Here is a 24,429-nt window from a genome sequence, read left to right on the forward strand (position 1 = left end):
GGAGACATGCCATGACCAAGTCCCGTATCCCGTTCGGCCTTATGCTGCATGGCCCCGGTGGCCACATGAACGCCTGGAAGCATCCAAGCGGCCCGGCCGACGCCTCGGTCAACTTCCAATTTCTGCTCGAGCAGACCAGGAAGGCAGAAGCCGCCGGCATTGCCTTCGCCTTTGTGGCGGACGGGCTCTACATCAATGAGCAGTCGATCCCGCACTTCCTCAACCGCTTCGAGCCCATCGCGCTGCTGTCAGCCCTGGCCGCAACCACCAGCACGATCGGCCTCGTGGGGACTCTCTCCACGTCTTATAGCGACCCTTTCACCGTGGCGCGCCAGTTCGGCTCCATCGACCTGTTGAGCAATGGTCGCGCTGGCTGGAACGCCGTCACCTCACCGCTCGAAGGCTCTGCCAAGAACTATGGCCGCATCCAGCACCCTGATCACGCCCTGCGTTATGAGATCGCCGGCGAGCACATCGAGATCGTCAAGGGTCTGTGGGACAGCTGGGACGATGATGCCTTTGTGCGCGACCGCACCAGCGGACGTTTCGCTGATTTTGAAAAGCTGCATCGGCTCAACTTCAAGGGCAAGTTCCACTCGGCCGAGGGTCCGCTAAATATCCAGCGTTCGCCGCAAGGGCAGACCGTGTTGTTCCAGGCGGGCGGATCCCCGGCAGGCGTCGAACTTGCGGGACGCCATGCTGATGCGGTGTTCGCCGCCTCGACAAGCATCGCGGAAAATCGCGAGCTGACGCAAAAGCTCAAGCAAAGCGCCATCGCTCATGGCCGCGGCGCCGATGCAATCAAGGTGCTGCCCGGCGTCGGCATCATCGTGGGGTCCACGGAAGAGGAAGCGGAACGCAAGTATCTGGAGATCGCCGGCCTCGTGAACGTCACCGAGGCGCTTCATTATCTAGGCCGGTTCTTTGATCACCACGATTTCAGCCAGTACGATCTGGATGCGCCGTTCCCTGAACTCGGAGATATCGGCTGCAATAATTTCCAGTCCGGCACCGACAAGATCAAGGCAAGAGCCAAACAACTCGGCCAGTCCTTGCGGGAAGTGGCCCTGGAGCAGACCACCCCGCGCAGCGAATTCCACGGCACCCCGGAAAAGATCGCGGACAAGCTCGAGGAGTGGGTAGACACCGGCGCCGCCGACGGCTTCGTGCTCGGCTTCCCAGTCTCGGCGCAAGGCTGGGAGGACTTCGACCAGCACGTCTTGCCCATTCTTGAACGGCGCGGACGCCACAACCGCGATCAGATCGGCACCACCCTGCGCGATCACCTTGGTCTGCCGTTTCGCGAAAGCCGCTATGCGCTGGCCGAGGAAAAGGCAGCCGGCTGATGAGCGACCGTTTCCTTTATACGCTTCCGACCGACCCAGTCGCCGTGCCGCTGGTCGAGCAACTGACCGATGAGTATCACACACGATACGGCGACTACTTCGAGAAAGGTGGCGCCAGCCAGGAAATGAATCGCTATCCGCCAGAGCGCTTCAGCGCGCCTGATGGCGCCTTCGTGCTCCTTCTGCGCGGTGAGCGGCCGATCGCTGGCGGCGCCTTCATGCGCTACGACGAACATACCGCAGAGCTCAAGCGGATGTGGACCGATCGCGATCATCGCCGCCAGGGTCTGGCGCGAAGGGTGCTGGCCGAGCTCGAGGCCCAAGCGCTCCGTCAGAACTACCGAAAGGTCTATCTCACCACCGGCTTCCGTCAGCCAGAGGCGCGCGAGCTTTACTTGCGCGCGGGTTACTCGCCGCTGTTCGACCTCGATGCCGAGCCCGAAACGGTACAGATTCTGGCGTTCGAAAAGCGTCTGCTTCCTGTCGGAGCGCTGTTTGCCAACGAAAATGGTGATGCGCCACGATCCGCCGCCGCGGGCAAATAGTTTCCGGCGACCCTTAAACTTGCAACGGCGTCACTTCTCTCCGGCGCCTTCGTCCTACTAATATCTACAAATATAGTAGATTAAAGGTGCAACATGGCTTCGGTTACCGATATCGGTCTCGAGACGGCTCCGCGAACCAGCTCGCGAGACTTGCAGCGTCTGCGCATTGTGCCAGCGCGCCACCCCTGGCGCGTGGCGGGGACCGTCCTCGCCGCCGCGATCATTCTCATCTCGCTTCATTCGGTTTTCACCAATGAGCGCTGGGGATGGTCGGTCTTTGCGGAATACTTCTTTTCCGAGCCGGTGCTCGCTGGTCTTGGTCGGACGCTGCAGCTAACCGCGGTTTCGGCAGTGATCGGCTTTATCCTTGGCGGCCTCCTGGCCTTTGCCCGCGTCTCCAAGTCGCCCCTGCTCTCGACGCTGTCCTGGGGCTACATCTGGCTCTTGCGATCGATCCCACTGATCGTGCTGCTGCTGGTACTCAACAACCTCGGGTATCTTTACGCCACGATCAATCTTGGCGTGCCGTTCACCGAGATTATGTGGGCGCAGTTCGACACAGTCCAGACGCTGAGCCCTTTTGCCGTCGCCGTTATCGGCCTCAGCCTCAACCAGGCGGCGTTCTCCTCCGAGATCATCCGTGGCGGCATCCTGTCCGTCGACCAGGGCCAGCATGAGGCAGCCGCCGCGCTTGGCCTCAGCCGCTGGCGCCAGGCGGTCCACATCGTCCTGCCGCAGGCCATGCGCGCCATCCTGCCTTCGGGCTTCAACGAGATCATCGGTCTCGCCAAGGCGACGTCCATTGTCTACGTCCTGGCGCTGCCCGAGCTCTTCTACACCGTGCAGGTGATTTATCGGCGAAACCTCGAAGTCATTCCGCTGCTGATGGTGGCGACCGTTTGGTACCTCATCATCATGGTCGTGCTGTCAGCCTTCCAATACCTCATCGAGCAGTATTATTCCCGCGGCGCTCGTCGCGAAGCCCTACCGCCGCTGGTGGACAAGCTGTTCCGGATCATCAGCCGCAAGGCACCGGAAGTCGCATCCGCAGCGCCGGTCTCTGTCGTTGCCGACCGCAAGCCCCTGGCGGGCTTCGAAAGCGGCCGCATCGGCGGCGAAGTGGCGATCCACGGCGTCAACAAGAGCTTCGGCACCCTCAAGGTGCTGGACGATATCGACCTCACTGTCGGGTCGGGCGAAGTGGTTGCCATTATCGGCCCGTCTGGCGCCGGCAAGTCGACGCTGCTGCGCACGATCAATCACCTCGAGCGCGTGAACACCGGCCTCGTTGCCATCGACAGCGAACTGATCGGCTACGAACGGCGCGGCGATGCACTGTATGAGCTGAAAGAACCGGCCATCCGCCGCCGCCGTGCGGGTGTCGGCATGGTGTTCCAGAACTTCAACCTCTTCCCGCACCTTACGGCGCTGGAAAACGTGGTCGAGGCGCCGATCTCGGTGGCCGGCGTCCCACGCGAACAAGCCCTTGCTTCCGGTCGTGACCTGCTTGCCCGCGTCGGCCTGGCCGACAAGGCCGATGTTTATCCGCGTCATCTGTCTGGTGGCCAGCAGCAGCGCGTTGCCATCGCCCGCGCCCTGGCGCTCCGTCCCAAGGTGCTGCTGTTCGATGAGCCGACCTCGGCGCTCGATCCCGAACTCGTCGGCGAAGTCCTCGACGTGATCAAGGAACTGGCGAAATCCGGCACAACGCTGGTGATCGTCACGCACGAAATCGGCTTTGCCCGCGAAGTCGCCGACCGGATCGTCTTCATGGAAGCCGGCCGCATTCTAGAAATCGCGGCGCCGGAGCGATTGTTTAGCGCGCCGACGCATCACCGCACCAGAGAGTTCCTAGCCAAGGTTCTCTAGACCTCCCTACTCGCGCCATTCTCCTCAAGACCATGCCGGTCAGCGGCAGGATGGCGCACGTCCCTTCACCCTCCGCAAACTGGTCGCAACAATGTCCGATAGACGCACTCTCCTTCTCACCTCCACTACCGCGCTGCTGCTCACTGCAGTGCCAGCTTCGGTCCTGGCCCAGGCGTTCGATCTCAGCCCCGAACCAGCCAATCGGCTGCATGCCGAAAAGGTCGAAGCGCTCGCGGCGCTGCTGCCGGGCGATTACGACTACGCCAAGGACGGCGTTCTCAGCGTCGCCATCGCCCCTGGTGCCCCGCCGGTCGCGACCTATGCCACCGATAGCAAGACAGTGGTCGGCTTCGATGCCGATATCGGGCGGCTGGTAGGCGAAGTGCTCGGCGTGCCGGTGGAGATCGTGCCTATCGCCTGGATCGACTGGCCACTGGGCCTCACCGCCGGCAAGTATGACGCGGTGATCTCCAATGTCGGCGTCACCGAGGAGCGCAAGGAGAAGTACGACTTCTCGACCTATCGCAAGGGCGTTCACGGCTGGTACGTCAAGGCGGACAGCGCCATCGAGGCGATTGACGAGCCGGCCGACATCGCGGGCCTCCGTGTCATTACCGCTTCGGGCACCAACCAGGAGCGCATCACGCTCGAATGGGATCGCCTCAACCAGGAAGCCGGGCTCGCTCCGGTCGAGATCCAGTATTACGACGACGACGCCGCAGCCTCGCTCGCCATCCAGTCCGGCCGCGCCGACGTGCAGTTCAACCCCAATGCGCCGCAGGCCTACCACGCGCTGCTGACCGGCGACACCAAGCTTGTCGGAACGCTAAGTTCGGGCTGGCCCAATCCAGCCGAGGTAGGCGTCACCACCCGCAAGGATAGCGGGCTGGCCGAGCCGATTACTGCTGCCATCAACAACCTGATCGAAACCGGCACCTATGCCGAACTGCTCGAACAGTGGAACCTCGTGCCCGAAGGTGTCGAGCAGTCGCAAACCAATCCGCCGGGCTTGCCCAAGCCGAAGGCCTGAGCCGCCAACATATCCTGGTGCGGGCGCGGCACCGGGCTGTCCTCCCAGCATGCGCAAAGGAACGATCATGACCCTTCATCTCAAGACCCTTCTGGCGGGCATTGCCGTGGCGACACTTGCCAGTGCCAGCTTTGCCGTTGAGTTCGACCTCTCGCCCGAGCAGCCAGGGCGGCTCAAGGCAGAACCTAACCAGGAGGCAATCGACGCTATCGGCGCAGATTACCAGTTCGTCGAAGACGGCAAGTTCACCGTTGCGGTGACGCCGTTCGATCCGCCGATTGCCACCTACGCCTCGGACTCGCAGACCGTCATTGGCGTTGATCCGGACATCGCCTCCTTGATCGCCGACTCGCTGGGGCTCAAGGTCAACCTCGTGCCCACCGCGTGGCCGGATTGGCCGCTGGGTGTCTCGTCGGGCAAATACGATGCGGTAATTTCCAACGTCACGGTCACCGAGGAGCGCAAAGAAAAGTTCGATTTCTCGAGCTACCGTCAGGACGTTGTCGGGTTTTACGTTCGCAGCGACAGCGAGATCCAGGCAATCAACGAGCCCGAGGATGTTGCAGGGCTCAGGGTCATCACCGGCGCTGGCACCAACCAGGAAAAGATCATCCTCGAATGGGATCGCCAGAATATCGCAGCCGGGCTCGCACCGATCGAAGTGCAGTATTACGACGATCCGGCTGCCGCGCAGCTGGCAATCCAGTCCGGCCGCGCCGACGTACAGTTCAATCCTAATCCGACGCTCGCCTACGCTGCGGCAACGACCGGGCAAACGCGCCTTGTGGGCGTACAGAGTGGCGGCTGGCCGGTCACGGCTGAGATCGCGGTGACAACACGCAAGGACGCCGGCCTGGCCGAAGCCGTGACCATCGCCCTCAACGGGCTGATCGAAAGCGGGCTCTATGCCCAAACGCTTGAGCGCTGGAATGTGTCAGCTGAAGCCGTCGAACAATCCCGCACCAATCCACCGGGTCTGCCCAAGAGCTGATCGAACGAGGCCGGTTCGACCATGAACCGGCCTCCCCTACCAGCATGCAGAGACGAAAAGGCCCGCACATCTTTGGGAGGTGCGGGCCTCTTGCTGTTAGATGATAAACTTAGTTGATGAACGGGTCCCGGTTGGGCAGCAACTGCTGATACTGCCCGCGCCAATAAAGCAGCGGCTCCTGACCTGCCGTGAGTTCCACCGACCGTACGCGGCCGAGCACGATGGCATGGCTATGCCGCTCGATCGCTTCATCGAGTTCACACTCAATTACCGCCACAGCCGACTTCAATCCCAGCGTGCCGCTATCGAGGCGGTTCCACTCCGAGCCCACATATCGGTCATTTCCCTTGATGCCGCCGCGACCGGCGAAGCGGTCGGCAACGGCAGACTGGCTGTCGGCCAGGATGTTGACCGCGAAGGATTTGGCATCGCGCAAGGCAGGCCAGGATGATGAATCGCGATTAAGGCTTACCAGGATCGTAGGTGGTTCGACGGAGAAGGACGAAACTGACGTGGCCGTGAAGCCGGTACGATTTTCACCAGTGCCCACGGTGATGACGCTGACCGCACCTGCCAGGTTTCGCATGGCGTCCTTGAACTCGGCCACGTCCACTTGAGGCTCCAGAACCGGAAGATAGCTGGCAAAATCGACAATCGACACGGGGGTACTCCGCAAAGAGAAAGCAGCTTATAGCGCAAGGCTAGCGCCCCTTGCCCCAGCGCGGGAGATCACCGAAGAGTACAGTTTCTCACGACCGCCGAACGAAATGAAATTTACGTCTATCATCTTTGTAGACTAATGATGAACATGGTTTACTCTCTCCCCCATGAGGAGACGCACAAGGCGTCCAGGCGAGCGGAGCAGATGATGGCCAAGGATAGGCTTTTCCTGATTGAACCAGGCTTTAATGCCGCTGACCGCGAGGACGGCCCCTTTGTTTGTCCGTTCTGCAACCAGGTCGAGGGCCTTTTGGCCAGCTTCCCCGATCGCGCTCGCAATCTCGAAATTACCCGCGCGCCCTTCGCCCGTCCCCGCCAGCAAGTGGTGGCGCTGGTCGGCGAGCACAATCAGGCGCTGCCCCTGCTCATCTTCGGAGAAGACGCGCCGGCCGACGCCAAGCACTTCGCCGAACTTAGTTTTGTAGCGGACACTGGCCGCATCCTCGAACTGCTCGCCGAGCGGCACGGCTTTCCAAACCTTTTCCGCCCGGCTCCGCCGGCGGCAGCCAAAGTTGCCTAGCTCAGGCCGACAAAGCCTGCGCGAGCTGCTCTTCGCTACCCATGGCGGCCATCTGCGTCAGGCTGGTCTTGTCGAGCACGTCGGCAATGGCATTTCGCACCTCGAGCATAAGGTGGCGAACCTGACAGGTTTCGACATCGCAATCGTGGCAGGGATGATAGCGCGTGCGGCTAGCGCAAGGGATCGGCGCCAGCGGGCCATCAAGGACGCGGACCACATGCCCAATCATGATCTCCTCGGCAGGTTTTGCCAGGCCATAACCGCCCAGCTTGCCTTTGCGGCTGCGCACGAAACCGGCATTGCGCAGCTCCGCAAGAATGGCATCGAGAAATTTTTTGGGTATGTTGTTTGCCTCGGCCAGCTGCGCGATACCCATCAGTTGCCCATGCGGCGCCCGCGACAAAGCCGACAAGGCTTTCAATCCATATTTGCCTTTTTTGGTGAGCACTGCTGACGATCCGGTAGACGACCGGACAAGCCGGCGGGCGCGCCCAGTTATAATGTTTCCCAAAAATCCCGACAAGACCCCCAGACCGACAACGCCATGATCGCTCCACTGCTCACGTCCTTTTCAATCGGCGCCCTCAACTTCCCGAACCGCGTGGTGATGGCCCCCATGACCCGTCGCCGCGCTGCGTATGGGAAGCTGCCGACGGCGTTGATGGCGCAGTATTATGCGCAGCGCGCCAGTGCCGGGCTCATCATCAGCGAGTCCATCGAGGTCGACCCCTTAAGCGGTCTTCAAGGTCCCACCCGGCCCGGGCTGTTCAATGAGAAGCAGCGCGATGCCTGGCTCCTGGTGACGCGGGCAGTGCATGAGGCCGGTGGCCGCATTTTTGCGCAGCTTTCCCATATGGGTCGGGCGGCTCATGCAAGCCAACTGGAACCCGGTGGCAGGGTTATCGCGCCATCGGCGATCGCCGCTTCGGGGCAGATCTATACGGCAAAAGGCCCAGTGCCGTACGAGACGCCGGCCGAACTTGATACCACCGACATCGCAACCCTGGTGCAACAGTACGCTCTGGCCGCCGCGCTGGCGCAGGAGGCAGAGTTTGACGGGGTCGAACTCCATGGGGCCAATGGCTATCTGATCGACCAATTTCTTCGCGATGCGAGCAACCAACGGATTGACCATTATGGCGGGTCCGCCGCCAACCGCGCTCGGTTCCTGCTCGAAATCTTCGATGCTGTCAGTCAGGTCTGGCCACGCTCGCAGATCGGCGTGCGAGTGTCCCCGACCAACACATTTCAAGGCATGGGCGACAGCGATCCAGTGGCCCATTTCACTGCCATTGCCCAACTGCTAAGTGCCAGGGCACCAGCCTATCTGCATGTGGTGGAGCCGCCCGTGCAACCCGAGGGCGTACCTTACGTCGCCGGAGCGATCCGCGCCAACTTCACCGGGCCTCTGATCCTCGCCGGGAAATTCGGTTTAGCGACCGGCAACGCCGCTATCGAGACCGGCCGTGCCGATCTCGTCGCTTTCGGAGAAAGCTTTCTCGCCAATCCGGACCTGCCGCAGCGCTTCCTCAGCGGGGCCGCGCTCAACGAACCCGACAAAGCGACATTTTACACTTCGGGCGAGGCGGGCTACACCGACTATCCCTTCGCGCAAGGCTAAACCCGGATTTGCTCCTTGCCGTGGAAGCCGACGGAGAACTCGTTGCTGACGGTTTCGACAAGGGTCTGCTTCTTGTTGCCCAGACCCAGCGCCGGGAACAACAGTTCGGCGACGCGATAGCTTTCCTCGAGATGCGGATAGCCGGAGCCGATGACGAGATCGATGCCGGCCTCTTGGTATTCGCGCAGGCGCTCGGCGACTTGGTCTGGCGTTCCCACCAGCGCCGTGCCGGCGCCATTGCGAACGAGGCCGACACCGGCCCAAAGGTTGGGTGCGACGAGGAGCTTGTTGCGATCGCCGCCATGGAGGTCGGCCATGCGACGCTGGCCGACGCTGTCCATCTGCTGGGTGAAGCGGGCTTGCGCTGCCGCGATTTGGCTATCGGACACCTTGCTGATCAGCCGATCGGCTTCGCGCCACGCTTCTTCCTCGGTCTCGCGCACGATGAAGTGGAGCCGAATGCCGAAGCGCAGCTTGCGGCCCCGTGCTGTCGCCTTGGCCTGCGCGGCAGCGACCTTTTCGGCAACCTGGGCCACCGGCTCACCCCAGGTGAGATAGGTGTCGATCTGTTCGGCCGCGAGCTCCTGCCCGGCATCGGAAGAGCCGCCGAGATAGATCGGCGGGTGGGATTGCTGGACTGCGCGCTGGTCGAGGCGACCGCCTTCGACACGATAATGCTTGCCGTGAAAATCAACAGTTTCGCCGGACAGGAGGCGGCGGAAGATGGTGAGGAATTCGGCCGCCTGTTCATAGCGTTCGCCGTGGGGCAGGAACACGCCGTCCCCGGCAAGCTCCACCGGATTGCCACCAACCACGACGTTGAGCAGCAGGCGACCATTGCTCAGCCGGTCGAGCGCGGCGGCCTGACGGGCGGCAAAGGTCGGCAGGGTGACGCCGGGACGCAGGGCAACGAGGTATTTAAGCCGCTCGGTGACAGTGGCGAGACCCGTGGCGGTAATCCAGGACTCTTCGCAGTTCTGGCCGGTCGGCAGTAGCACGCCTTCGTAGCCCAACTGGTCGGCTGCCTGGGCGATCTGCTTGAAATAGCGGAAATCGGGCTGCCGCTCGCCATCGCCCGAGCCAAGGTAGCGGCCATCGCCATGGGTGGGGATGAACCAGAAGAAGTCGAGTGGTTTGCTCATGGCGCTCACTGATTGCGGGACCAGGGCACATAGCGGCGCTCGATGAAGCGCAGCAACGCTTCGAAGGCAAAGGCTATGGCCGAAATAACGAGGATGCCGGCGATGACGACATCGGTGACGAGGAACTGCGCGGCCGACTGGATCATGTAGCCAAGCCCCCGGCCTGCGGCGACGAGTTCGGCCGCCACCAAAGTGGTCCACCCGGCGCCAAGGGCAATGCGAATGCCGGTCAGGATTGAGGGAACTGCCGCGGGCAAAAGCACATGGGTCAAAAGCTGGAGCGGTGTCGCGCCAAAGGCCCGCGCGGCATTGACCTGGCTTTTGGAGGCAGAGCGCACGCCGGCGGCCGTGGAAATGATGATGGCTGGTGCCATTGAAAGAGCAATGACCAGCACCTTGCTGGTTTCGCCGATGCCGAACCAGATGATGACCAGCGGCAGGTAGGCGAGCGGCGGAAGCGGGCGCAGGAACTCTACGATCGGGTCGAGTACGCCGCGACCGGTGGGACTTGTGGCGATCAGGAGGCCAGCCGGAACGCCAACAAGCACCGAGAAGAACAGGGCCGAAAAAACGCGCCAAAGGCTCGCGCCGATATGCTGGAGCAGCGTGCTGTCGACATAGCCGGTGTGAAATAGGCGGAGGAAGGCGGAAAGGATCGATGCCGGCGGCGGTAGAAAGACCGGCGAGACCCAACCGGACGTGCTGGCCACATGCCAAAGCGCGATCACGAAGGCGGTGACGCCCAGGCCTGCGAGGGCCGGCAGCGCCTTGCGCCACCGGCGGGTCTTGGCCCGGTCGCGTTCTGCCTGAGAGAGGGGAGCCGCTTCAGTCGCCACGGTCATGCTGCCACCTCGTAGTCCGGGCGATGGATGGCCGCGATCAGCTCTTCGCGCGCCGCAACGAAGGCGGGTTCGGATTTCAGGGCACGGGCGTTCTCGCCCGCAAGGAAGCGGCGACCGAATTCGAAATCTTGCGTCAAGGCGATGCGGCCGGGATTGGCAGCCAGAACCACGACGCGCGTCGCGAGGAACAAGGCTTCTTCCACCGAGTGGGTGATCAGCAGCGCGCCGGTGCCCGAGCGGCTCCAAACCGTCAGCAGGAGCTCCTGCATCTGGTCGCGGGTCATGGCGTCGAGTGCGCCCAAGGGCTCGTCCATCAGCAGGAATTCGGGCTCAGCCGCAAGCGCCCGCGCGATGCCCACACGCTGCCGCATGCCGCCGGACAGCTCCCAGATTTTTTTGTCGCCCTGACCGCCGAGGCCGACATCGGCGAGCAGCGCATCGGCGCTGGCATTGCGTTCGTCGCGCGAAACGCCGCGAAGTTTGAGCGGAAATGCGACGTTGTCGCGCGCGTTGGACCAGGCAAATAGCGCATCATCCTGGAAGACCACGGCGCGCTCCGCCGAGGGGCCGGTGACATCCTTGCCATCAAGGATGATGCGGCCATGGTTCGGCTCGAGGAAACCCGCCGCGAGGTTGAGTAGACTGGTCTTGCCCGATCCCGATTGGCCAAGCACGACGACAAAATCACCCTTGCCGATGCCAAGGGTGACGCGATCGAGCACGTTGGTTCGAGCGCCTTCATAGACAAAGGAAACGGCGTTGAGGCGAAGTTCGGACATTGGACGCTCCGAAAAACATAGGAACGCTGCCGCCCAAGGGAAGGCGGCAGCGCACGGGTCGGGCGACAGGAGGGCACCCGATCTCGGTGTTTATTGGCCGATGGCGGCTTCGACGAACTTGGTGGTCACGGCACCGGAATAATCCGGCAAAGCTGCCGAGATACGGCCCTGCTCCACAAGAAAGGCAGCGGTTGCGGCGATGGCTTCGGTGGTGCCACCGCCCAGGAAGTCAGCACTGGCCTGCTGTTCGAGCGAGGGGAACACATAGCCCTTGAGCAGCAACGGAACGTCGGCGGCATTGGCGCCGGAAAGCTCGGCGATCTTGCCGGCCTCAGCGGACTCGGCGTTCCAGGCTTCGGGATCTGCGAGATAGGCGGCATAGGCGTCGCCCGTCACCTTGACGAAGGCTTCGACCACGTCCGGGTTTGCTTCGGCATATTCCTTGCGGACGATCCAGGCGTCAAAGGTCGGGCCGCCCCATTCTGCGACATCGGCGCTGTCGGCCAGGACGGTGCCGCCGGTTGACTTGATCTGGGTCAGGACGGGATCCCAGACATAGGCGCCGTCGATGTCACCGCGCTCCCAGGCAGCAGCGATTTCTGGCGGACGAAGGTTGAGGATTTCGACGCTGCCGGCATCCACGCCCCAGTGCTTGAGCGCGGTGAGCAGGCTGTAATGGGCGGTGGACACAAACGGCGTGGCGATCTTCTTGCCGGCGAGTTCTTCAGGCGTCGTGACGCCCTTGACCGCCAGCGCTTCGGCTTCGGCGATGTTGCCGACGACGAAAATGGTCTCGATCGGCAGCTGCTGGCTGACAGCAACGGTGAGCGGGCTCGAGCCGACATAACCGATGTCGATGGAGCCCGAAGCAATGGCGGCGACAACGTCGGCGCCACCTTCGAAGCGGTTCCAGGTCACGGTCGCGCCGGTGGCTTGCTCATAGGTGCCATCGGCCTGCGGCACGCGGCTCGGCTCCACGATCGGCTGCCAGCCGATCCGCAGATCGACGGCAGAGGCGGCGACGGTGCCCAGCGATGTGAGGGCGACGCTAGCCAGCATGACTTTAAGGAGATTACGCGCAATGTTCATTCAGCTATCCGGCAAGCCCTTTCCGAGCTGCCGCCCCATTTGATGACGCCGCGTGATCATCACCGGCCCATGCAAATGTGGATTAGACTACTGAGTTTATCGAGTAAGTTGCATCGCTTGCTTCTCTTGCTTAGGGAAATGCTTTTTGGCTCCTTATCAGCGCCGCGATAAAATCGTTCGCCTCGGTAGAAGGTGTCGTCGCCGTTCCACAGCAGCAACGAGATGTGCACTGCAGCGATGAAACCGAACGCTAGCCCTACGGTCACGCCTTCTTAGCGTCTGCAGGATGCTCTTGCGCAACCACGCTGTGTCACGGGCCTGTGGGGCTTTATGCGTTTGAAAACGGCACCCGAAAACGGCTCCTCGGCGTTCCTTGAGTTTAGCGCAGTGCGTCCAAGCAGCAGAGCTATCGCCAGTCGCGATCTTGGGTGCAAGGCCGGGCACTCGAATAGCCAACTGACCTGGCCCCTTGGCTCGCTCCGCGGAAAAGGCTGGCATGCTCCCGACCTTCCATTTAAGGGAAGCCTTAGGGGGAACGGCATGGCTCAGATAAAGCCATATTTTGAAGAGGTGATGCGAGCACTGCTTGTGCTTGCGCTGGTCCTTCTCAACCTCGCCAACGCTCCAGCTCCAGCCGTTGCGCATGATGGCTTCGCCTTCACAAGTGCCGCAATCGTCTTCTGCGGGGATGACGGTTCCGACGGAAGGTTCTCCCACGCCCCGTGCCACGCTTGCCGCGTCGGTGCTGATGTCGCTTTGCCACCTCCGCCTTGCGATGCCGTGACGGTCATCCTCAGGGCTGTTCCTGTTATCTACTCACCCGCCGAACCGGCTCCTCAAGACAACCTCGACCTGGTCGTCAATCGCAACCGCGGACCGCCTCCGCCAGCCTGAGCTCTACTGCACCCACGTTTCCTTCATGTCGCTTCGGCGCGTGAACGCTCAGGATCTATCATGACTATCAGCTCCGCAGAGGGCGCCCGGCAGGACAGCCGCGCCAGCTCTCGTCTCTATCGCGCCGTCTGGCGCTGGCATTTTTATGCCGGCCTCGTCGTCGTTCCCTTCTTCATTCTCCTGGCCAGCACCGGCATGATCATGCTCTACGGGAATTCCGTCGAGACCATGCTTGGACCGCGCCATCTGGTGGGCAATGCCGCCGCGCCTGTGCCGATAGTCGAGCAAGCTGCAGCTGCGGCAGCCGCGCTTCCGGGCGGCAACCTCACCATGTATGTCGAGGCGCCGGCGCCCAACTTGGCCAACAAGTTCATGGTAGCCGCCGAGGACGGCACCCACATCGTGGCCGTCGACCCGAACGACGCAACGGTGGTCGCGGACTACCGCCAGGACAGCGTCCTGTTCAACTGGGCATCCAAAATCCATGGCACGCTGCTGCTCGGTGACTTCGGTGACCGGGTGCTTGAGATCGCTGCCGGCCTCGGTATCGTCCTGCTGCTCACCGGTCTCTACATGTGGTGGCCACGTGGCGCGAGATCCTGGGGCAAGGCGTTGCTGCCCCGTCTGACCAAGAGCCGTGCTCTGTGGCGGGACCTGCACATGAGCACAGGCTTCTACTTTGCCATTGTGCTCTTGTTCTTCCTTTTTACCGGGCTGGCTTGGACCGGCATCTGGGGCACTCAGATCGTGCAAGCCTGGAACACGTTTCCTGCCGAAAAACTTGGGGCACCCGTGTCGGACGTGACCCATGCCAGCCTGAACCACGGCGACGAGCACGACGTGCCATGGACGCTTGAGCAGACGCCGATGCCAGTGTCGGCAGCTCACGACCACAGTGCGATGGGGATGGATCATTCCGGCATGAACATGGACATGGCTGCTGCCGGGCCGGTCACTCTCGACACGGTCGCTGCGACAGCCCGAGAGATAGGTTTTGAAGGCCAGTTCAGGGTCAACCTGCCCGCCGATGAAACCGGTGTCTTCACCATTTCCACCGACAGCAACAGCGGGGACAGCTCCAATCCCTTCGGCGACCGCACCGTCCACATAGACCAATATTCCGGTGAGGTCATAAGCGAGGTGGCGTTCGCAGACTATGGGCTCGGCGGCAAGGCCATGGCCGCGGGTATCGCACTGCACCAAGGCAATCTGGGCTGGTGGAACATCGCCCTCAACTTGCTTTTTTGCTCTGCGATTATCCTGATGGCTGTTTCCGGCGTCGTCATGTGGTGGAAGCGCCGCCCCAAGGGTAAGGTGGCTGCGCCACTCTACCCAAAGCAGTATCGAGCACCTTTAGGCGTCATCATCATAGCGCTTTCAGTTTGTGTAGCGTTTCCACTCACCGGCGCAGCAATCGTGGTGTTCGCGCTTATCGACTTGCTTCTGCCGCGCCGCTTGAAGGAAACTGGAGCAGGCTAGTCAGTCGGGATAAGGGTGGCCGGTTCGGACCGGTCACCAATCCTTTCCGCATATGGCACCTGCTCAAATCAGACCGCTCGCTTGCTACTGAGGTCATTGGCCTGCGCTAGCTAAGGACTACGGTTGCACTGCCGGGCAAGGAGGGGCACACGTGGCTATCGATCCGCCTGGAACAAGGCGTCCCCGCCCTTCCATGGGTCCTCGCACGACAGGAACGTGGCGCCCCTTCCGTTCAAGGATGCAAGCTAAAGCTGCTCGGCCGCGGGACGGTTGGCGTTGAGACGTTCTGTCCGCCTCCCCATTGCCTGCCGGGCGGTGCCGAACAGGGCGAGGCCCCAGATGATGAGCGTTGCTGCACCCAGGACACCTGCGATGGGCCGGCCGAAGAAGCCGGCGAAATTGCCGCTGGTGATGATCATTGAGGTGGTAAAATTGGTTTCCACCAAAGGGCCAAGCACAATGCCCAAGATGATGGGCGCAATGGCGAACTGCCGCTTCTCCAGAACATAGGCGATGATGCCAAGCACCAGCATGATGCCGACGCCGAACAAGGTGTTGTTGATCGAGAACGATCCGACGATGCAGAACAGCAAGATGGCGGCATTGAGCAGCGCGCGGGGCACTTCGAAGATCCAGCGGGCAGTGCGGGCGGCGACGTAGCCAAGCGGCAGCATCAGGATGTTGGCGATCACGAAGACCAGCATCACGGCGTAGAAGTTTTCCGGATGCACCGTCAGCAGTTGCGGCCCGGGATCGAGACCCTTCATGACGAGAACGCCGACGGCAATGGCCGTCACTGCGTCACCGGGAATGCCGAAGACCATAGCCGGGATCCAGGATGCGCTCAGTGCGGCATTGTTCGTGGCGCCGGCTTCGACCAGGCCTTCGGGATGACCCTTGCCGAACAGCTCGGGGGTCTTTGAGGTCTTTTTGGCCAGCGTATAGGTCACCCAGGCGGCAAGGTCGCCGCCCACGCCGGGCAAGGCGCCGATCAGGCTGCCGATCACCGAGCCGCGAATCTGGTTCTTGCGATACTTCCAGAGGACGGCCATCGTTCCCTTGAATGGGTTTTTCCCGGCCTCCTGAACGACACGTGGAGCGCCCGAGCGGCCGGCGCGCATGATTTCGGCCAAGGCAAACATGCCGATCATTGCCGGAATGAAGCTGATGCCGCCTGCAAGCTCTGTAACTCCAAAGGTGAAACGGGCCGAGCCCATCAGCGGATCGAGGCCGACCTGGGCGATCAAGAGCCCCAGAAGCAGGGACAAGGCGCCCTTAGCCATGCCCCCGGAAGAAATGAGTGCTGCACAGCTGAGGCCGAGCACGGCCAGCCAGAAGTACTCAAAGCTTGAGAAGCCCAGGGCAAATTTGGCAAGTGCCGGGGCAGTCAGCATCAAGAAGACGAAGCCGAAAAGCCCTCCCAGGACCGAGCCGATAACGCCGATGCCGATGGCAAGGCCCGCCTGGCCCTTTTGCGCCATGCGATAGCTGTCTTCCACATAGGCGGCTGAAGCGGGGGTGCCGGGGATGCGCAGCAGGGTGCCGGGAAGGTCACCTGCGGTGATGGCCATGGCGGTGCAGGAAATAATGGCGGCGATGGCCGGGATCGGGGCCATGTAGAAGGTGACGGGCACCAATAGCGCCGTGGCCATGGTGGCGGTCAGGCCAGGCAGAGCACCGACAAAGAGACCGAAGATGGCGGACGCCGTGATGACCAGCAGCGTTTCGAGATTGAAGACCAGCCCGAGGGCGACAAGCAGTGCGTCCATGGTTTACCCCAAAATTCCGCGGGGCAGAGGCACCCGAAAGCCATAAGCGAAGATGGCGTAGATGGCGAAGGCGGCAATCGGACTGAAGATCACGGCGGTCAGGAGCTTGCCGCCACTGAGCAGCACCACCGCGAAAACAAACAACACGCCGGTCACAAGGAAGCCGAGTACGGGCATAACCAGGATGCTGGCCAGAACGCTGCCAAGAATGCCCAGCACGAAGGGGCTGAAGAAGCTCGGCGCGGCGAAGAGCACAGCGTCTTCGCCGGACGCTTCTTCGGGAAGGAGCGAGACTTCCTCATCAGGCGCCATGAGCCAGCCCTGAACCACGAGCACAAGGCCGAAAAACGCCATGGCTCCACCGGTGATCGTAGGGAAGAGGCCGGGTCCGACCGGCAGGCCAGGCATGGAATGGATGGCCAGCGCCTGACTTAGGACAAGCAGCCCACCTAGAGCAAAGACACCGCCAATGGCTATGTCGGGATAGTTTCTTGCTTTCAACTGACCCTCCTCCACGAGGTGTCCCCGGCCCGAAGGCCGGGGATCGTCATTATTGTGCTTGTGCCGTGATGCCAGCAGTCGAGATGGCCGCGTCGAACGCTTCGCCACGCGTGCGAAGGTATTCCTCGAATTCCGCGCCGCCAGCCCAGACGACGCCATAGTTGCGGCCATCCATGAAGGTAGCGAATTCATCGCTGTTGACGATTTCGTCGAGGGCGGCAGAGAGGGTAGCAACGACATCCTCGGGCATGCCCTTGGGCCCGCCGAGGCCGCGCCAGCCGGCGATCGAAAACTCAAGGCCGAGCGCTTCGGTGATCGGGGGAACATCAGGCTGCTTGGGATTGGCTTCGTTGCCGAGGAAACCAAGCGGGCGGATTTCACCAGCATCGACCAGGGACTGCGCTTCGGGGAACTGCGACACGGCGACGTCGATGGCGCCGGCAGCCAGAAGCTGAAGCGACGGGGTTGCGCCATCGGTCGGCACCCAGAAGGCCTGATCAGCGGGGGCGCCGATCAGCTGCACGAGGCTGACCCAGCTCAGGTGATTGAGCCCGCCGAAATTGGCGCCGCTTGCCTTGACGGCCTGCGGGTTGGCTTTCACTGCGTCTGCCAGTTCCTGCATCGTCGTATAGGGCGAGTCAGTCCGTACGAACACCGCGGACGGATCGGCATTGAAGAGGCCGATCAGGGTGAAGTCGTCATAGGTCATGTCGGCAGAGCCGACGGCCTTGTACATCGACAGCTCGGTGGTGATGATCCCCAGCGTATAGCCATCGGGATTGGCAGCCTTGATGGCCTCGTGGCCAACAATACCGCCGCCGCCAGTGCGGTTGTTGACGGTGATCGGCTGGCCGAGCTTCTCCTCGAGCATGGTGGCGATGATTCGTCCGGTCGCATCGGTACCGCCGCCGGCAGCCCATGGAATGATGAGCTCGATCGGGCGATCCGGATACTGCGCCATGGCCGAGCTGGCGGCCATGACCGTTGCCGCAAATGCGAATGCAAGCGTCTTGATTGTCTTCACTGACTTCCTCCCTTTGCGCCGGCACCTTCACCGGCAAATTGCGCGATTCTAACCGTATCGCGAAAGTTCGTACCACAATGTGGAATAGCACCTGTTTTCCGCCGAGGCAACTGTCTGCCCGCATCAACATCAATTTGCTTTCGATAAGCTTCAGCATTGACATTCGCTCTGCACTGCCGATAGAAGCGAAAAGGGATCGTATTCCACAATACGGAATTCCTCTTGGTGTGACAGGTTGATACTCTGCAACCAAGGACAGTTGAACAGTTTTCCGGGCTCCCGCGCTTGCAGGCGACGCCCGTCACCGGAGGAAAGACATGACCAACCCAATCGCCCAGCAATTGCGCCAGACGCTGACGGGTATTTTGCCGCCGCTGTCCATGCCGTTCGATGAAAACGGCAACCTGGTGAAAGGCGCGCTCAAGGCGCAGGTCGACTTCATGATCGAGTCGGGCGTGCGCGCCGTGGTGGTTGGTGGTTCGACCGGCGAGGGCCACACGCTTTCGTCGACGGAATTCGTCGACGCCATGACCGAAGCCTATGAAGCGACCGCCGGCCGCGTGCCGTTCGTTGCCGGGCTCATCGTGCAGTCGACGCGCGAAGCCATCGACCGCGTCAAGGCGCTGGGCGACATGAAGATCGCAGCGCTCCAGGTCACCCCCGTGCATTATCTTTTCAAGCCCGGCCTCGAAGCCACGATCGAGCATTTCCGCGCCATCTATGAAGAGACCAAGGTTCCGGTCCTGATCTACAACGTCATTCCCTGGAACTATTTGAGCGTCGACGACATGCTGGCGATCATGGAAGCTGTGCCGGGCGTTGTCGGCATGAAGCAGTCCTCCGGCGACGTGAAGTCGGTGTCGGACCTGGTGCTGCGCTCCAAGCCGGAAAACATCATCCTGACCGGTATCGACGCCCTGCTCTATCCAAGCTTCGCGCTCGGCGCGCATGGCGCCATCAGCGCCCTCACCTGCGCCGTTCCGGGCGTCACTGTTAAGCTCTACAATGCCGTGCAGGCTAAGGACTTCGAGACCGCCAAGGACATCCACTTCCGACTCAACGCGCTGTGGAACTCCATGCGCCACGACAACCTGCCGGCCTGCGTCAAGTACATCCAGCACCGCCAGGGCTTGCCGATGTTCCACCCGCGTGCGCCGATGGAACGCGTCACCGAGGAGCAGAAGCGCAAGATCGACGCTGCCTTGGTGTCCGTTCTGGAACTGGTGGACGTGCGCGCTCGCGCTGCTGCCTGAACCTGATCGCGCCGGCCGCGGAGCCAACCGCGGCCGGTTCCGGCCCAAACAAAGTCCACGGAGGACGCGTTGAAGAAGCTGATCAACCACCCCGCCAACTATGTCGACGAAATGCTGGACGGGCTCTGCCTTGCTCATCCCGGCCTCGTGCGCGTCGGCAATGATCGCCGTGCCATTGCACGCGCCCAATCCATGCGGCAGGGCAAGGTTGGCGTGGTTTCGGGCGGCGGCTCGGGTCACCTTCCGCTGTTCACTGGTTATGTCGGTCACGGCCTGCTCGACAGTTGCGCCATCGGCAATGTCTTCGAGGGTCCGACCATCAATTCCTGCCAGGACGCGATCGCTGCTGCCAATGGCGGCGCGGGCGTGCTTTGCCTTTTCGGCAATTACGGCGGCGACAAGATGAATTTTGAAATGGCCAGCGAGTTCGCGGCCATGGACGGGGTCGAAACGCGCACCGTGCTCGGCACCGACGATATCGCGAGTGCCAGCCCGGCTGAGGCGCACAAGCGCCGGGGCGTGGCCGGACTGATCTTTGCTTACAAGACCGCCGGCGCGCTGGCCGACCAAGGAGCCGACCTCGATACCGTTGCCGCCATCGCGCAGAAGACTGTCGATCGGACGCGCACCATCGGCGTGGCGCTGTCGTCCTGTCAGATCCCGGGTGCTGCCGGCCCCAACTTCACCATTGCTGACGACGAGATCGAAATGGGCATGGGCATCCATGGCGAGCCCGGCATCTGGCGCAAGAAGATCCGGCCCGCCGACGCGCTGGTCGACGAAATGATCGCCATGCTTCTCGCCGAGCGCCCTGCTGATGCCAGTCGCGTTGCGATTCTGGTCAACAGCCTTGGCTCGACGCCCTTCGAAGAGCTCTTCATCCTTTACCGCCGCGCAGCGCAGCAGCTCGACGCGGCAGGCCTGACCATCGTCCGGCCGCTTGTCGGACCCTATGTCACGTCCATGGAGATGGGCGGCGCCTCTATCAGCCTCTGCTTCCTCGATGATGACATCGAGGCGCTCCTGGCCGCTCCGGCCGATTGTCCCTTCTGGCGGGTGAACTAGACCATGAGAATCAACCAGGACACTCTCGCCACCGCTCTCGAGCGCGCGCATGCCGCCATGCCGCGGCTGACCGACGTGCTCAACGCGGCCGACGCAAAGCTGGGCGATGGCGATACCGGCACCATGCTGGCGCGTTTGATCGCCACCTTTGCTGCTGTTGATGTGCGAGCCACGCCCGATCTTGGTACTGCGTTCATGGCGCTGGCCAAAGCTGGTGCGGCTTCGACGGGATCGAGCCTTGGCACTTTGGTGATCACCGCCATGATGACGGCAGGAAAAGCCAGTGCCAGCCAGTCCTCGCTGGGTTGGGATCGTCTGGGTCCGCTGATCGCTGCCATTCGCGATGCCGCCATGGCACGGGGCAAGGCGGAGCTCGGCGCCAAGACGATTATCGATGGTCTTGACGCCTTGGCCCAAGCCCTCGCCGGCCAGGATGATCCGGCGGTGATGGCGAAGGCTGCGGCCGAAGCGATGCAGGCAGTGCTCGACGATTTCCGCCCGCGCCCCTGCACCATGGGCCGAGCCCGCATGTTCGCGGATAGAAGCATTGGCCTCGATGACCCAGGCATGTTGGCATTGGCCGAACTGGTCTGGGCCATTGTTGGAAGCCAAGAGGCGCGTCATGGTGAGACCGCGCTTGCTTGAGGCAAGACTGCAAGTGCCTTATGGAATGCGCCTGCCCCTAAAGGCTGTGCCGTCGGACGAAGAAGTGTGTTGAGGCCCAAGCAATGACCGATTTCGACGCCGCCGCTCCGGTCAAACCCGCACGCAGCGACGAAAGCCTCAAATCGCTGACCAAGGTTTCGCGGGTCCTCGATTGCTTCACCACGAGCCGCCGTTCGCTCAGCCTGGCAGAAATTTGCGCGAAGACGGGCTATCCGCGCTCCACCACGCACCGGCTCCTGGCGGCCATGCGCGAAGTCGGTTTCATCGAGCAGGACCGGGAACGCGATTACTATCGGCTCGGGTTGCGGCTGTTCGAACTCGGCAACGTGGTCTTGGCCAATCTCGACCTGCATCGCGAAGGCCGCTCGATCGTCGATGCCCTGCATAGGCTGACCGGCAAGCCGGTGCACTTGGCCGTGTTCGATGGTCTGAGCGCCGTTGTCATCCAGCGCACCGAAGCCGAGCCGATGCTCTCCAACACCATGGTTGAAAACTCGCCGGCCTATTGCACCAGCGTCGGCAAGGCGATCCTCGCCTTCCAGCCGTCCGAGATCGTGCAACGGGTGATCGACGCTGGGCTCGAGCGCTTCACCGAAACCACAATCACCGATCCGGTTGTGCTGGAGGCGGAACTGGAAACCGTGCGCCAGCGCGGCTTTGCTATCGACAATGGCGAACACCAGCCGGGCTTGCGCTGCGTCGGAGCGCCGATCCGCAACCAGCTGGGCATCACCTTTGCCGGCATCAGCGTCAGCGCACCGGCCTGGCAGATGCCGGTGACCGAGGTGGACGAGCTCAACAAGGTGGTGATCTACCACGCCAACCTGATCTCGCAGAGGCTGGGCTATCAGCGCTGACTGTCGCATCGACCCCTCCTCCCGAGTGGCGCCAACTTGATGGGCTTGGTGTTTGCTAGATTGGTCCGCCAGCCTTGCCGACCGGCCAGATGCTCTGCAGATCTTCGCCGGCAAGGATGCGTTGGCGGCAGCTGACTTCGTTCTTGCCGAGCTCGTCCGCCGCATCGGCAATGACGGCAACAAGGCCAGCCGGAATAACGACAACACCGGTCACATCGGCAAAGATGACGTCTCCCGGGCGAACCTTCACGCCGTCGATATCGAGCTCGACCTGATAGTGCGTGGCTTCCATGCGGCCCGACACGCCGACCGGGCTCATGCCTTTGGCGAATAGCGGATAGTCGAGCTTCCTGACCTCAGCGAGATCACGCACCGTGCCGTTGACGACGGTGGCCGCAGCGCCCTTGGTCTTGGCGCCGCTCGACATCAATTCGCCCGTGCCGGAGCCTTCCGCACACGATGAATCGACCAGGAGAATGCCGCCCTTGACCACAGCATCGATGGCGCCGTGATAAACGTCCTGCGGCTGGCCTGTGCGGGTGCTGGGTTCGTAGAGCACCGTCGACACGGGCCCGCAAATGACCTGGCCTGGCTTGAGCACGCCAAACTGGGAAATGCCCTTAAGGAAACCATAGGGTCCGCGGCCATCGAGCACGTCGTGGATGTCGCCCGAGTACCAATTCGACAGGCGCTTGATCGCTGCCCAGTCGGTCTGGTTGTAGTCATAGGCCGTCATTGGAGGCTCCGTCTTGCGGTTTTGCGGCGCTGATCGCCTGCTGGAGATAAAGGGTGGAATTGTCGATATGCTCGCGCATCAGCGCGCGGCTGGCCTCGGCATCGCCGCGAACGATGGCATCATGGATCGCCACATGTTCGGCCACGCCCTCAGCTTGAGTCTTGCTCGCCTGGCGGCTGGTTAGCCGAATGACATCGGTGATCAGCGCGTAGAGATTGCCATAGACGGTCGATAGAATTTCATTGCCGAGCGACTGCACGAGCGCTCGGTGAAAGTCGGCGTCGGACTGCGCGTATTGGGCAAAATCCTTGGCTGCAGCCATCTCATCCAGGGCCTTGGTGACTTCGTCCGAAACCCTGCCTTCGGCCGCTGCCAGCCGCCCCACCACTTCCAGCTCGAACATGCGGCGCACGTCCATCAGCTGCACAAGATAGCCAGGGTCTTGCGCAAAGAGGCTGCGCACGGTTGAAGCCAGCGAACCCAGAAATTGCCCGACATCGTCGCGAACCACTTCGGTACGCTCACCGTGACGACGCCGCACCAGGCCTTTGGTTTCAAGGATCTGCATGCCTTCGCGAACCGATCGGGTCGATATGCCGAATTGCCGGGCGATCTCCGCTTCCGAAGGCAGACGCTCGCCAACCTTGAGCGCGCCGGACAGGATCTGCGCTTCAATGGCCGAGACCACCGAAACATAGAGCCGGTCGCGATCGGGAGCGGTTGGCGTCACCACGCGGTAAAGCCCCCGTCGACCACGACATTAGAGCCCGTCATGTAAGAGGAGGCATCGGAAGCGAGGAACTGGATGACGCCGTTATACTCGCTCTTTTCGGCCTGCCTGCGCATCGGCACGCGTTCGAGGAAGTTGTCGACGAACTCCTTATCGAAGCTGCCGGTCTTGACGCCGCCAAAGGAGATCAGATTGCAACGGACGTTCTTTTCGGCCCAGTAGGTGGCGACATAGCGCGTCAGGTTGACGAGTCCGGATTTCGACGCGGCATAAGACACCGCCTTGATGAAGGGCACGCCGTCGCGTTCCTGACGATAGGCGTAAAGCGCCTGGTTCGGGGAAACGATCCCATAGATCGAGCCGACATTGATGATGCTGCCGCGGCCGGCTTCCGCCATCTTGGTGCCGATCACCTGGCTGCACAGCATCACGCCAGTGAGGTTGACGTCGATAATGTCATCCCAGAATTTTTGAGGATAAACCTCGAACGGCGCGTTCTGCTCGGCGCCGCCATCCGGCTTGCTGTCGATGCCGGCATTGTTGACGAGGATGTGCGGAACGCCCCAGTCCGAAATCAACTGATCCGTAGCGGCTTCGAGGGCTGCCTTGTCGGTGACGCTGGCTTCATAAACGCGAATATTGTCTTGCAGACCTGGGTAGAGTTCATCGAGCTTGTCCTGCGCAACCGGCCGGCGGCTGTAGATGGCCACCTTGGCACCAGCTTCGGCCAGAGAGGCGGCGAACTCACGACCGAGCTGGCCCAGGCCTCCGGTTACGACGGCGATCTTTCCTTCGACACTAAACAAACCCGACATCAGCAGCACGGCCTCAACATGTGACATATGACTTATGACTTATGTCATATGTTTGGTGTTGATTTGTCGCAAGGGTTTTTTTGCGAGCCGGTTCAATAGTTAATCGCCTGATCGGGTTTAGCGTGTGAGCTTCAACGCTCGTACTT

At 62.0% G+C, this 24,429-nt stretch carries 24 protein-coding genes; 12 read left to right on the plus strand and 12 right to left on the minus strand.

What is annotated here, in order from left to right; all coding sequences use genetic code 11:
- Window positions 1-11: 11 nt before the first annotated feature.
- From JI748_RS11965 to JI748_RS11985, 5 genes are all read left to right on the plus strand, one after another.
- The gene (locus JI748_RS11965) at window positions 12-1,346 is read left to right on the plus strand and encodes an LLM class flavin-dependent oxidoreductase (protein WP_201630924.1); all 1,335 of its coding nucleotides are present in this window, start codon (window positions 12-14) and stop codon (window positions 1,344-1,346) included.
- Entirely contained in the window at window positions 1,346-1,891 is a 546-nt protein-coding gene (locus JI748_RS11970) for a GNAT family N-acetyltransferase (RefSeq protein ID WP_201630926.1), read from the plus strand. The genes JI748_RS11965 and JI748_RS11970 overlap by 1 nt, the downstream gene beginning before the upstream one ends.
- Window positions 1,892-1,984: 93 nt before the next feature.
- Complete coding sequence (locus tag JI748_RS17555; protein WP_201630928.1) at window positions 1,985-3,760, plus strand: amino acid ABC transporter permease/ATP-binding protein; 1,776 nt, start codon at window positions 1,985-1,987, stop codon at window positions 3,758-3,760.
- A 91-nt stretch (window positions 3,761-3,851) separates the two neighbouring features.
- Entirely contained in the window at window positions 3,852-4,790 is a 939-nt protein-coding gene (locus tag JI748_RS11980; protein ID WP_201630930.1) for an ABC transporter substrate-binding protein, read from the plus strand.
- 67 nt (window positions 4,791-4,857) lie between these two features.
- Window positions 4,858-5,781, plus strand: coding sequence for an ABC transporter substrate-binding protein (locus JI748_RS11985; RefSeq protein WP_201630932.1), 924 nt, complete (start codon window positions 4,858-4,860; stop codon window positions 5,779-5,781).
- A 109-nt stretch (window positions 5,782-5,890) separates the two neighbouring features.
- On the opposite strand, the gene JI748_RS11990 is transcribed toward JI748_RS11985, so the two are convergent.
- Entirely contained in the window at window positions 5,891-6,442 is a 552-nt protein-coding gene (locus JI748_RS11990; protein WP_233280509.1) for a flavin reductase family protein, read from the minus strand.
- Window positions 6,443-6,649: 207 nt separating this feature from the next.
- Between JI748_RS11990 and JI748_RS11995 the strand changes: the two genes are divergently transcribed.
- Window positions 6,650-7,021, plus strand: a complete 372-nt coding sequence (locus JI748_RS11995) for a DUF3088 domain-containing protein (RefSeq protein WP_201637281.1) — start codon at window positions 6,650-6,652, stop codon at window positions 7,019-7,021.
- Window position 7,022: 1 nt separating this feature from the next.
- On the opposite strand, the gene JI748_RS12000 is transcribed toward JI748_RS11995, so the two are convergent.
- Window positions 7,023-7,469 carry an RrF2 family transcriptional regulator gene (locus tag JI748_RS12000; protein WP_201630934.1) on the minus strand — a complete coding sequence of 149 codons (447 nt, stop codon included), beginning with the start codon at window positions 7,467-7,469 and terminating at the stop codon, window positions 7,023-7,025.
- A 96-nt stretch (window positions 7,470-7,565) separates the two neighbouring features.
- On the opposite strand from JI748_RS12000, the gene JI748_RS12005 reads away from it, so the two are divergent.
- On the plus strand, window positions 7,566-8,642 hold the full coding sequence (locus JI748_RS12005; protein ID WP_201630936.1) for an alkene reductase: 1,077 nt from the start codon (window positions 7,566-7,568) through the stop codon (window positions 8,640-8,642).
- Here JI748_RS12005 and ssuD read toward each other — a convergent pair.
- The 4 genes from ssuD to tauA all read right to left on the minus strand — a co-directional run bounded on the left by ssuD (window position 8,639) and on the right by tauA (window position 12,494).
- Complete coding sequence (gene ssuD, locus JI748_RS12010; protein ID WP_201630944.1) at window positions 8,639-9,784, minus strand: FMNH2-dependent alkanesulfonate monooxygenase; 1,146 nt, start codon at window positions 9,782-9,784, stop codon at window positions 8,639-8,641. The genes JI748_RS12005 and ssuD overlap by 4 nt on opposite strands.
- 5 nt (window positions 9,785-9,789) lie before the next feature.
- Window positions 9,790-10,626, minus strand: coding sequence for an ABC transporter permease subunit (locus JI748_RS12015; RefSeq protein WP_201630946.1), 837 nt, complete (start codon window positions 10,624-10,626; stop codon window positions 9,790-9,792).
- The gene (locus JI748_RS12020; RefSeq protein WP_201630953.1) at window positions 10,623-11,405 is read right to left on the minus strand and encodes a taurine ABC transporter ATP-binding protein; all 783 of its coding nucleotides are present in this window, start codon (window positions 11,403-11,405) and stop codon (window positions 10,623-10,625) included. Before JI748_RS12020 ends, JI748_RS12015 begins: the two co-directional genes overlap by 4 nt.
- Before the next feature lie 90 nt (window positions 11,406-11,495).
- Entirely contained in the window at window positions 11,496-12,494 is a 999-nt protein-coding gene (gene tauA, locus JI748_RS12025) for a taurine ABC transporter substrate-binding protein (protein WP_201630961.1), read from the minus strand.
- 954 nt (window positions 12,495-13,448) lie between these two features.
- Between tauA and JI748_RS12030 the strand changes: the two genes are divergently transcribed.
- Window positions 13,449-14,867, plus strand: coding sequence for a PepSY-associated TM helix domain-containing protein (locus tag JI748_RS12030; protein WP_201630963.1), 1,419 nt, complete (start codon window positions 13,449-13,451; stop codon window positions 14,865-14,867).
- Window positions 14,868-15,112: 245 nt separating this feature from the next.
- On the opposite strand, the gene JI748_RS12035 is transcribed toward JI748_RS12030, so the two are convergent.
- The 3 genes from JI748_RS12035 to JI748_RS12045 are packed head-to-tail and all read right to left on the minus strand — an operon-like array spanning window position 15,113 to window position 18,161.
- The gene (locus tag JI748_RS12035) at window positions 15,113-16,636 is read right to left on the minus strand and encodes a tripartite tricarboxylate transporter permease (RefSeq protein WP_201630965.1); all 1,524 of its coding nucleotides are present in this window, start codon (window positions 16,634-16,636) and stop codon (window positions 15,113-15,115) included.
- Window positions 16,637-16,639: 3 nt separating this feature from the next.
- Entirely contained in the window at window positions 16,640-17,137 is a 498-nt protein-coding gene (locus JI748_RS12040) for a tripartite tricarboxylate transporter TctB family protein (protein WP_201630967.1), read from the minus strand.
- Window positions 17,138-17,186: 49 nt separating this feature from the next.
- Window positions 17,187-18,161, minus strand: a complete 975-nt coding sequence (locus JI748_RS12045; RefSeq protein WP_201630969.1) for a Bug family tripartite tricarboxylate transporter substrate binding protein — start codon at window positions 18,159-18,161, stop codon at window positions 17,187-17,189.
- 317 nt (window positions 18,162-18,478) lie between these two features.
- Between JI748_RS12045 and JI748_RS12050 the strand changes: the two genes are divergently transcribed.
- The 4 genes from JI748_RS12050 to JI748_RS12065 all read left to right on the plus strand — a co-directional run bounded on the left by JI748_RS12050 (window position 18,479) and on the right by JI748_RS12065 (window position 22,002).
- Window positions 18,479-19,414 (plus strand): dihydrodipicolinate synthase family protein, encoded by a 936-nt coding sequence (locus JI748_RS12050; protein WP_201630971.1) that lies wholly within the window; start codon window positions 18,479-18,481, stop codon window positions 19,412-19,414.
- 69 nt (window positions 19,415-19,483) lie between these two features.
- Entirely contained in the window at window positions 19,484-20,479 is a 996-nt protein-coding gene (locus JI748_RS12055) for a dihydroxyacetone kinase subunit DhaK (protein WP_201630973.1), read from the plus strand.
- Window positions 20,480-20,482: 3 nt separating this feature from the next.
- Window positions 20,483-21,124 (plus strand): DAK2 domain-containing protein, encoded by a 642-nt coding sequence (locus JI748_RS12060; protein WP_201630975.1) that lies wholly within the window; start codon window positions 20,483-20,485, stop codon window positions 21,122-21,124.
- Window positions 21,125-21,207: 83 nt separating this feature from the next.
- Window positions 21,208-22,002 (plus strand): IclR family transcriptional regulator, encoded by a 795-nt coding sequence (locus JI748_RS12065; RefSeq protein ID WP_201630977.1) that lies wholly within the window; start codon window positions 21,208-21,210, stop codon window positions 22,000-22,002.
- Window positions 22,003-22,057: 55 nt separating this feature from the next.
- On the opposite strand, the gene JI748_RS12070 is transcribed toward JI748_RS12065, so the two are convergent.
- The 3 genes from JI748_RS12070 to JI748_RS12080 are packed head-to-tail and all read right to left on the minus strand — an operon-like array spanning window position 22,058 to window position 24,283.
- Window positions 22,058-22,738, minus strand: a complete 681-nt coding sequence (locus JI748_RS12070) for an RraA family protein (protein WP_201630979.1) — start codon at window positions 22,736-22,738, stop codon at window positions 22,058-22,060.
- Window positions 22,725-23,471, minus strand: coding sequence for a FadR/GntR family transcriptional regulator (locus JI748_RS12075; protein ID WP_201630981.1), 747 nt, complete (start codon window positions 23,469-23,471; stop codon window positions 22,725-22,727). The genes JI748_RS12070 and JI748_RS12075 overlap by 14 nt, the downstream gene beginning before the upstream one ends.
- Window positions 23,465-24,283: an SDR family oxidoreductase gene (locus JI748_RS12080; protein ID WP_233280510.1), complete on the minus strand. Its 819-nt coding sequence runs from the start codon at window positions 24,281-24,283 to the stop codon at window positions 23,465-23,467. The genes JI748_RS12075 and JI748_RS12080 overlap by 7 nt, the downstream gene beginning before the upstream one ends.
- Between the last annotated feature and the right edge of the window lie 146 nt (window positions 24,284-24,429).

It is taken from the genome of Devosia rhizoryzae, from assembly GCF_016698665.1.
Taxonomy (GTDB): domain Bacteria; phylum Pseudomonadota; class Alphaproteobacteria; order Rhizobiales; family Devosiaceae; genus Devosia; species Devosia rhizoryzae.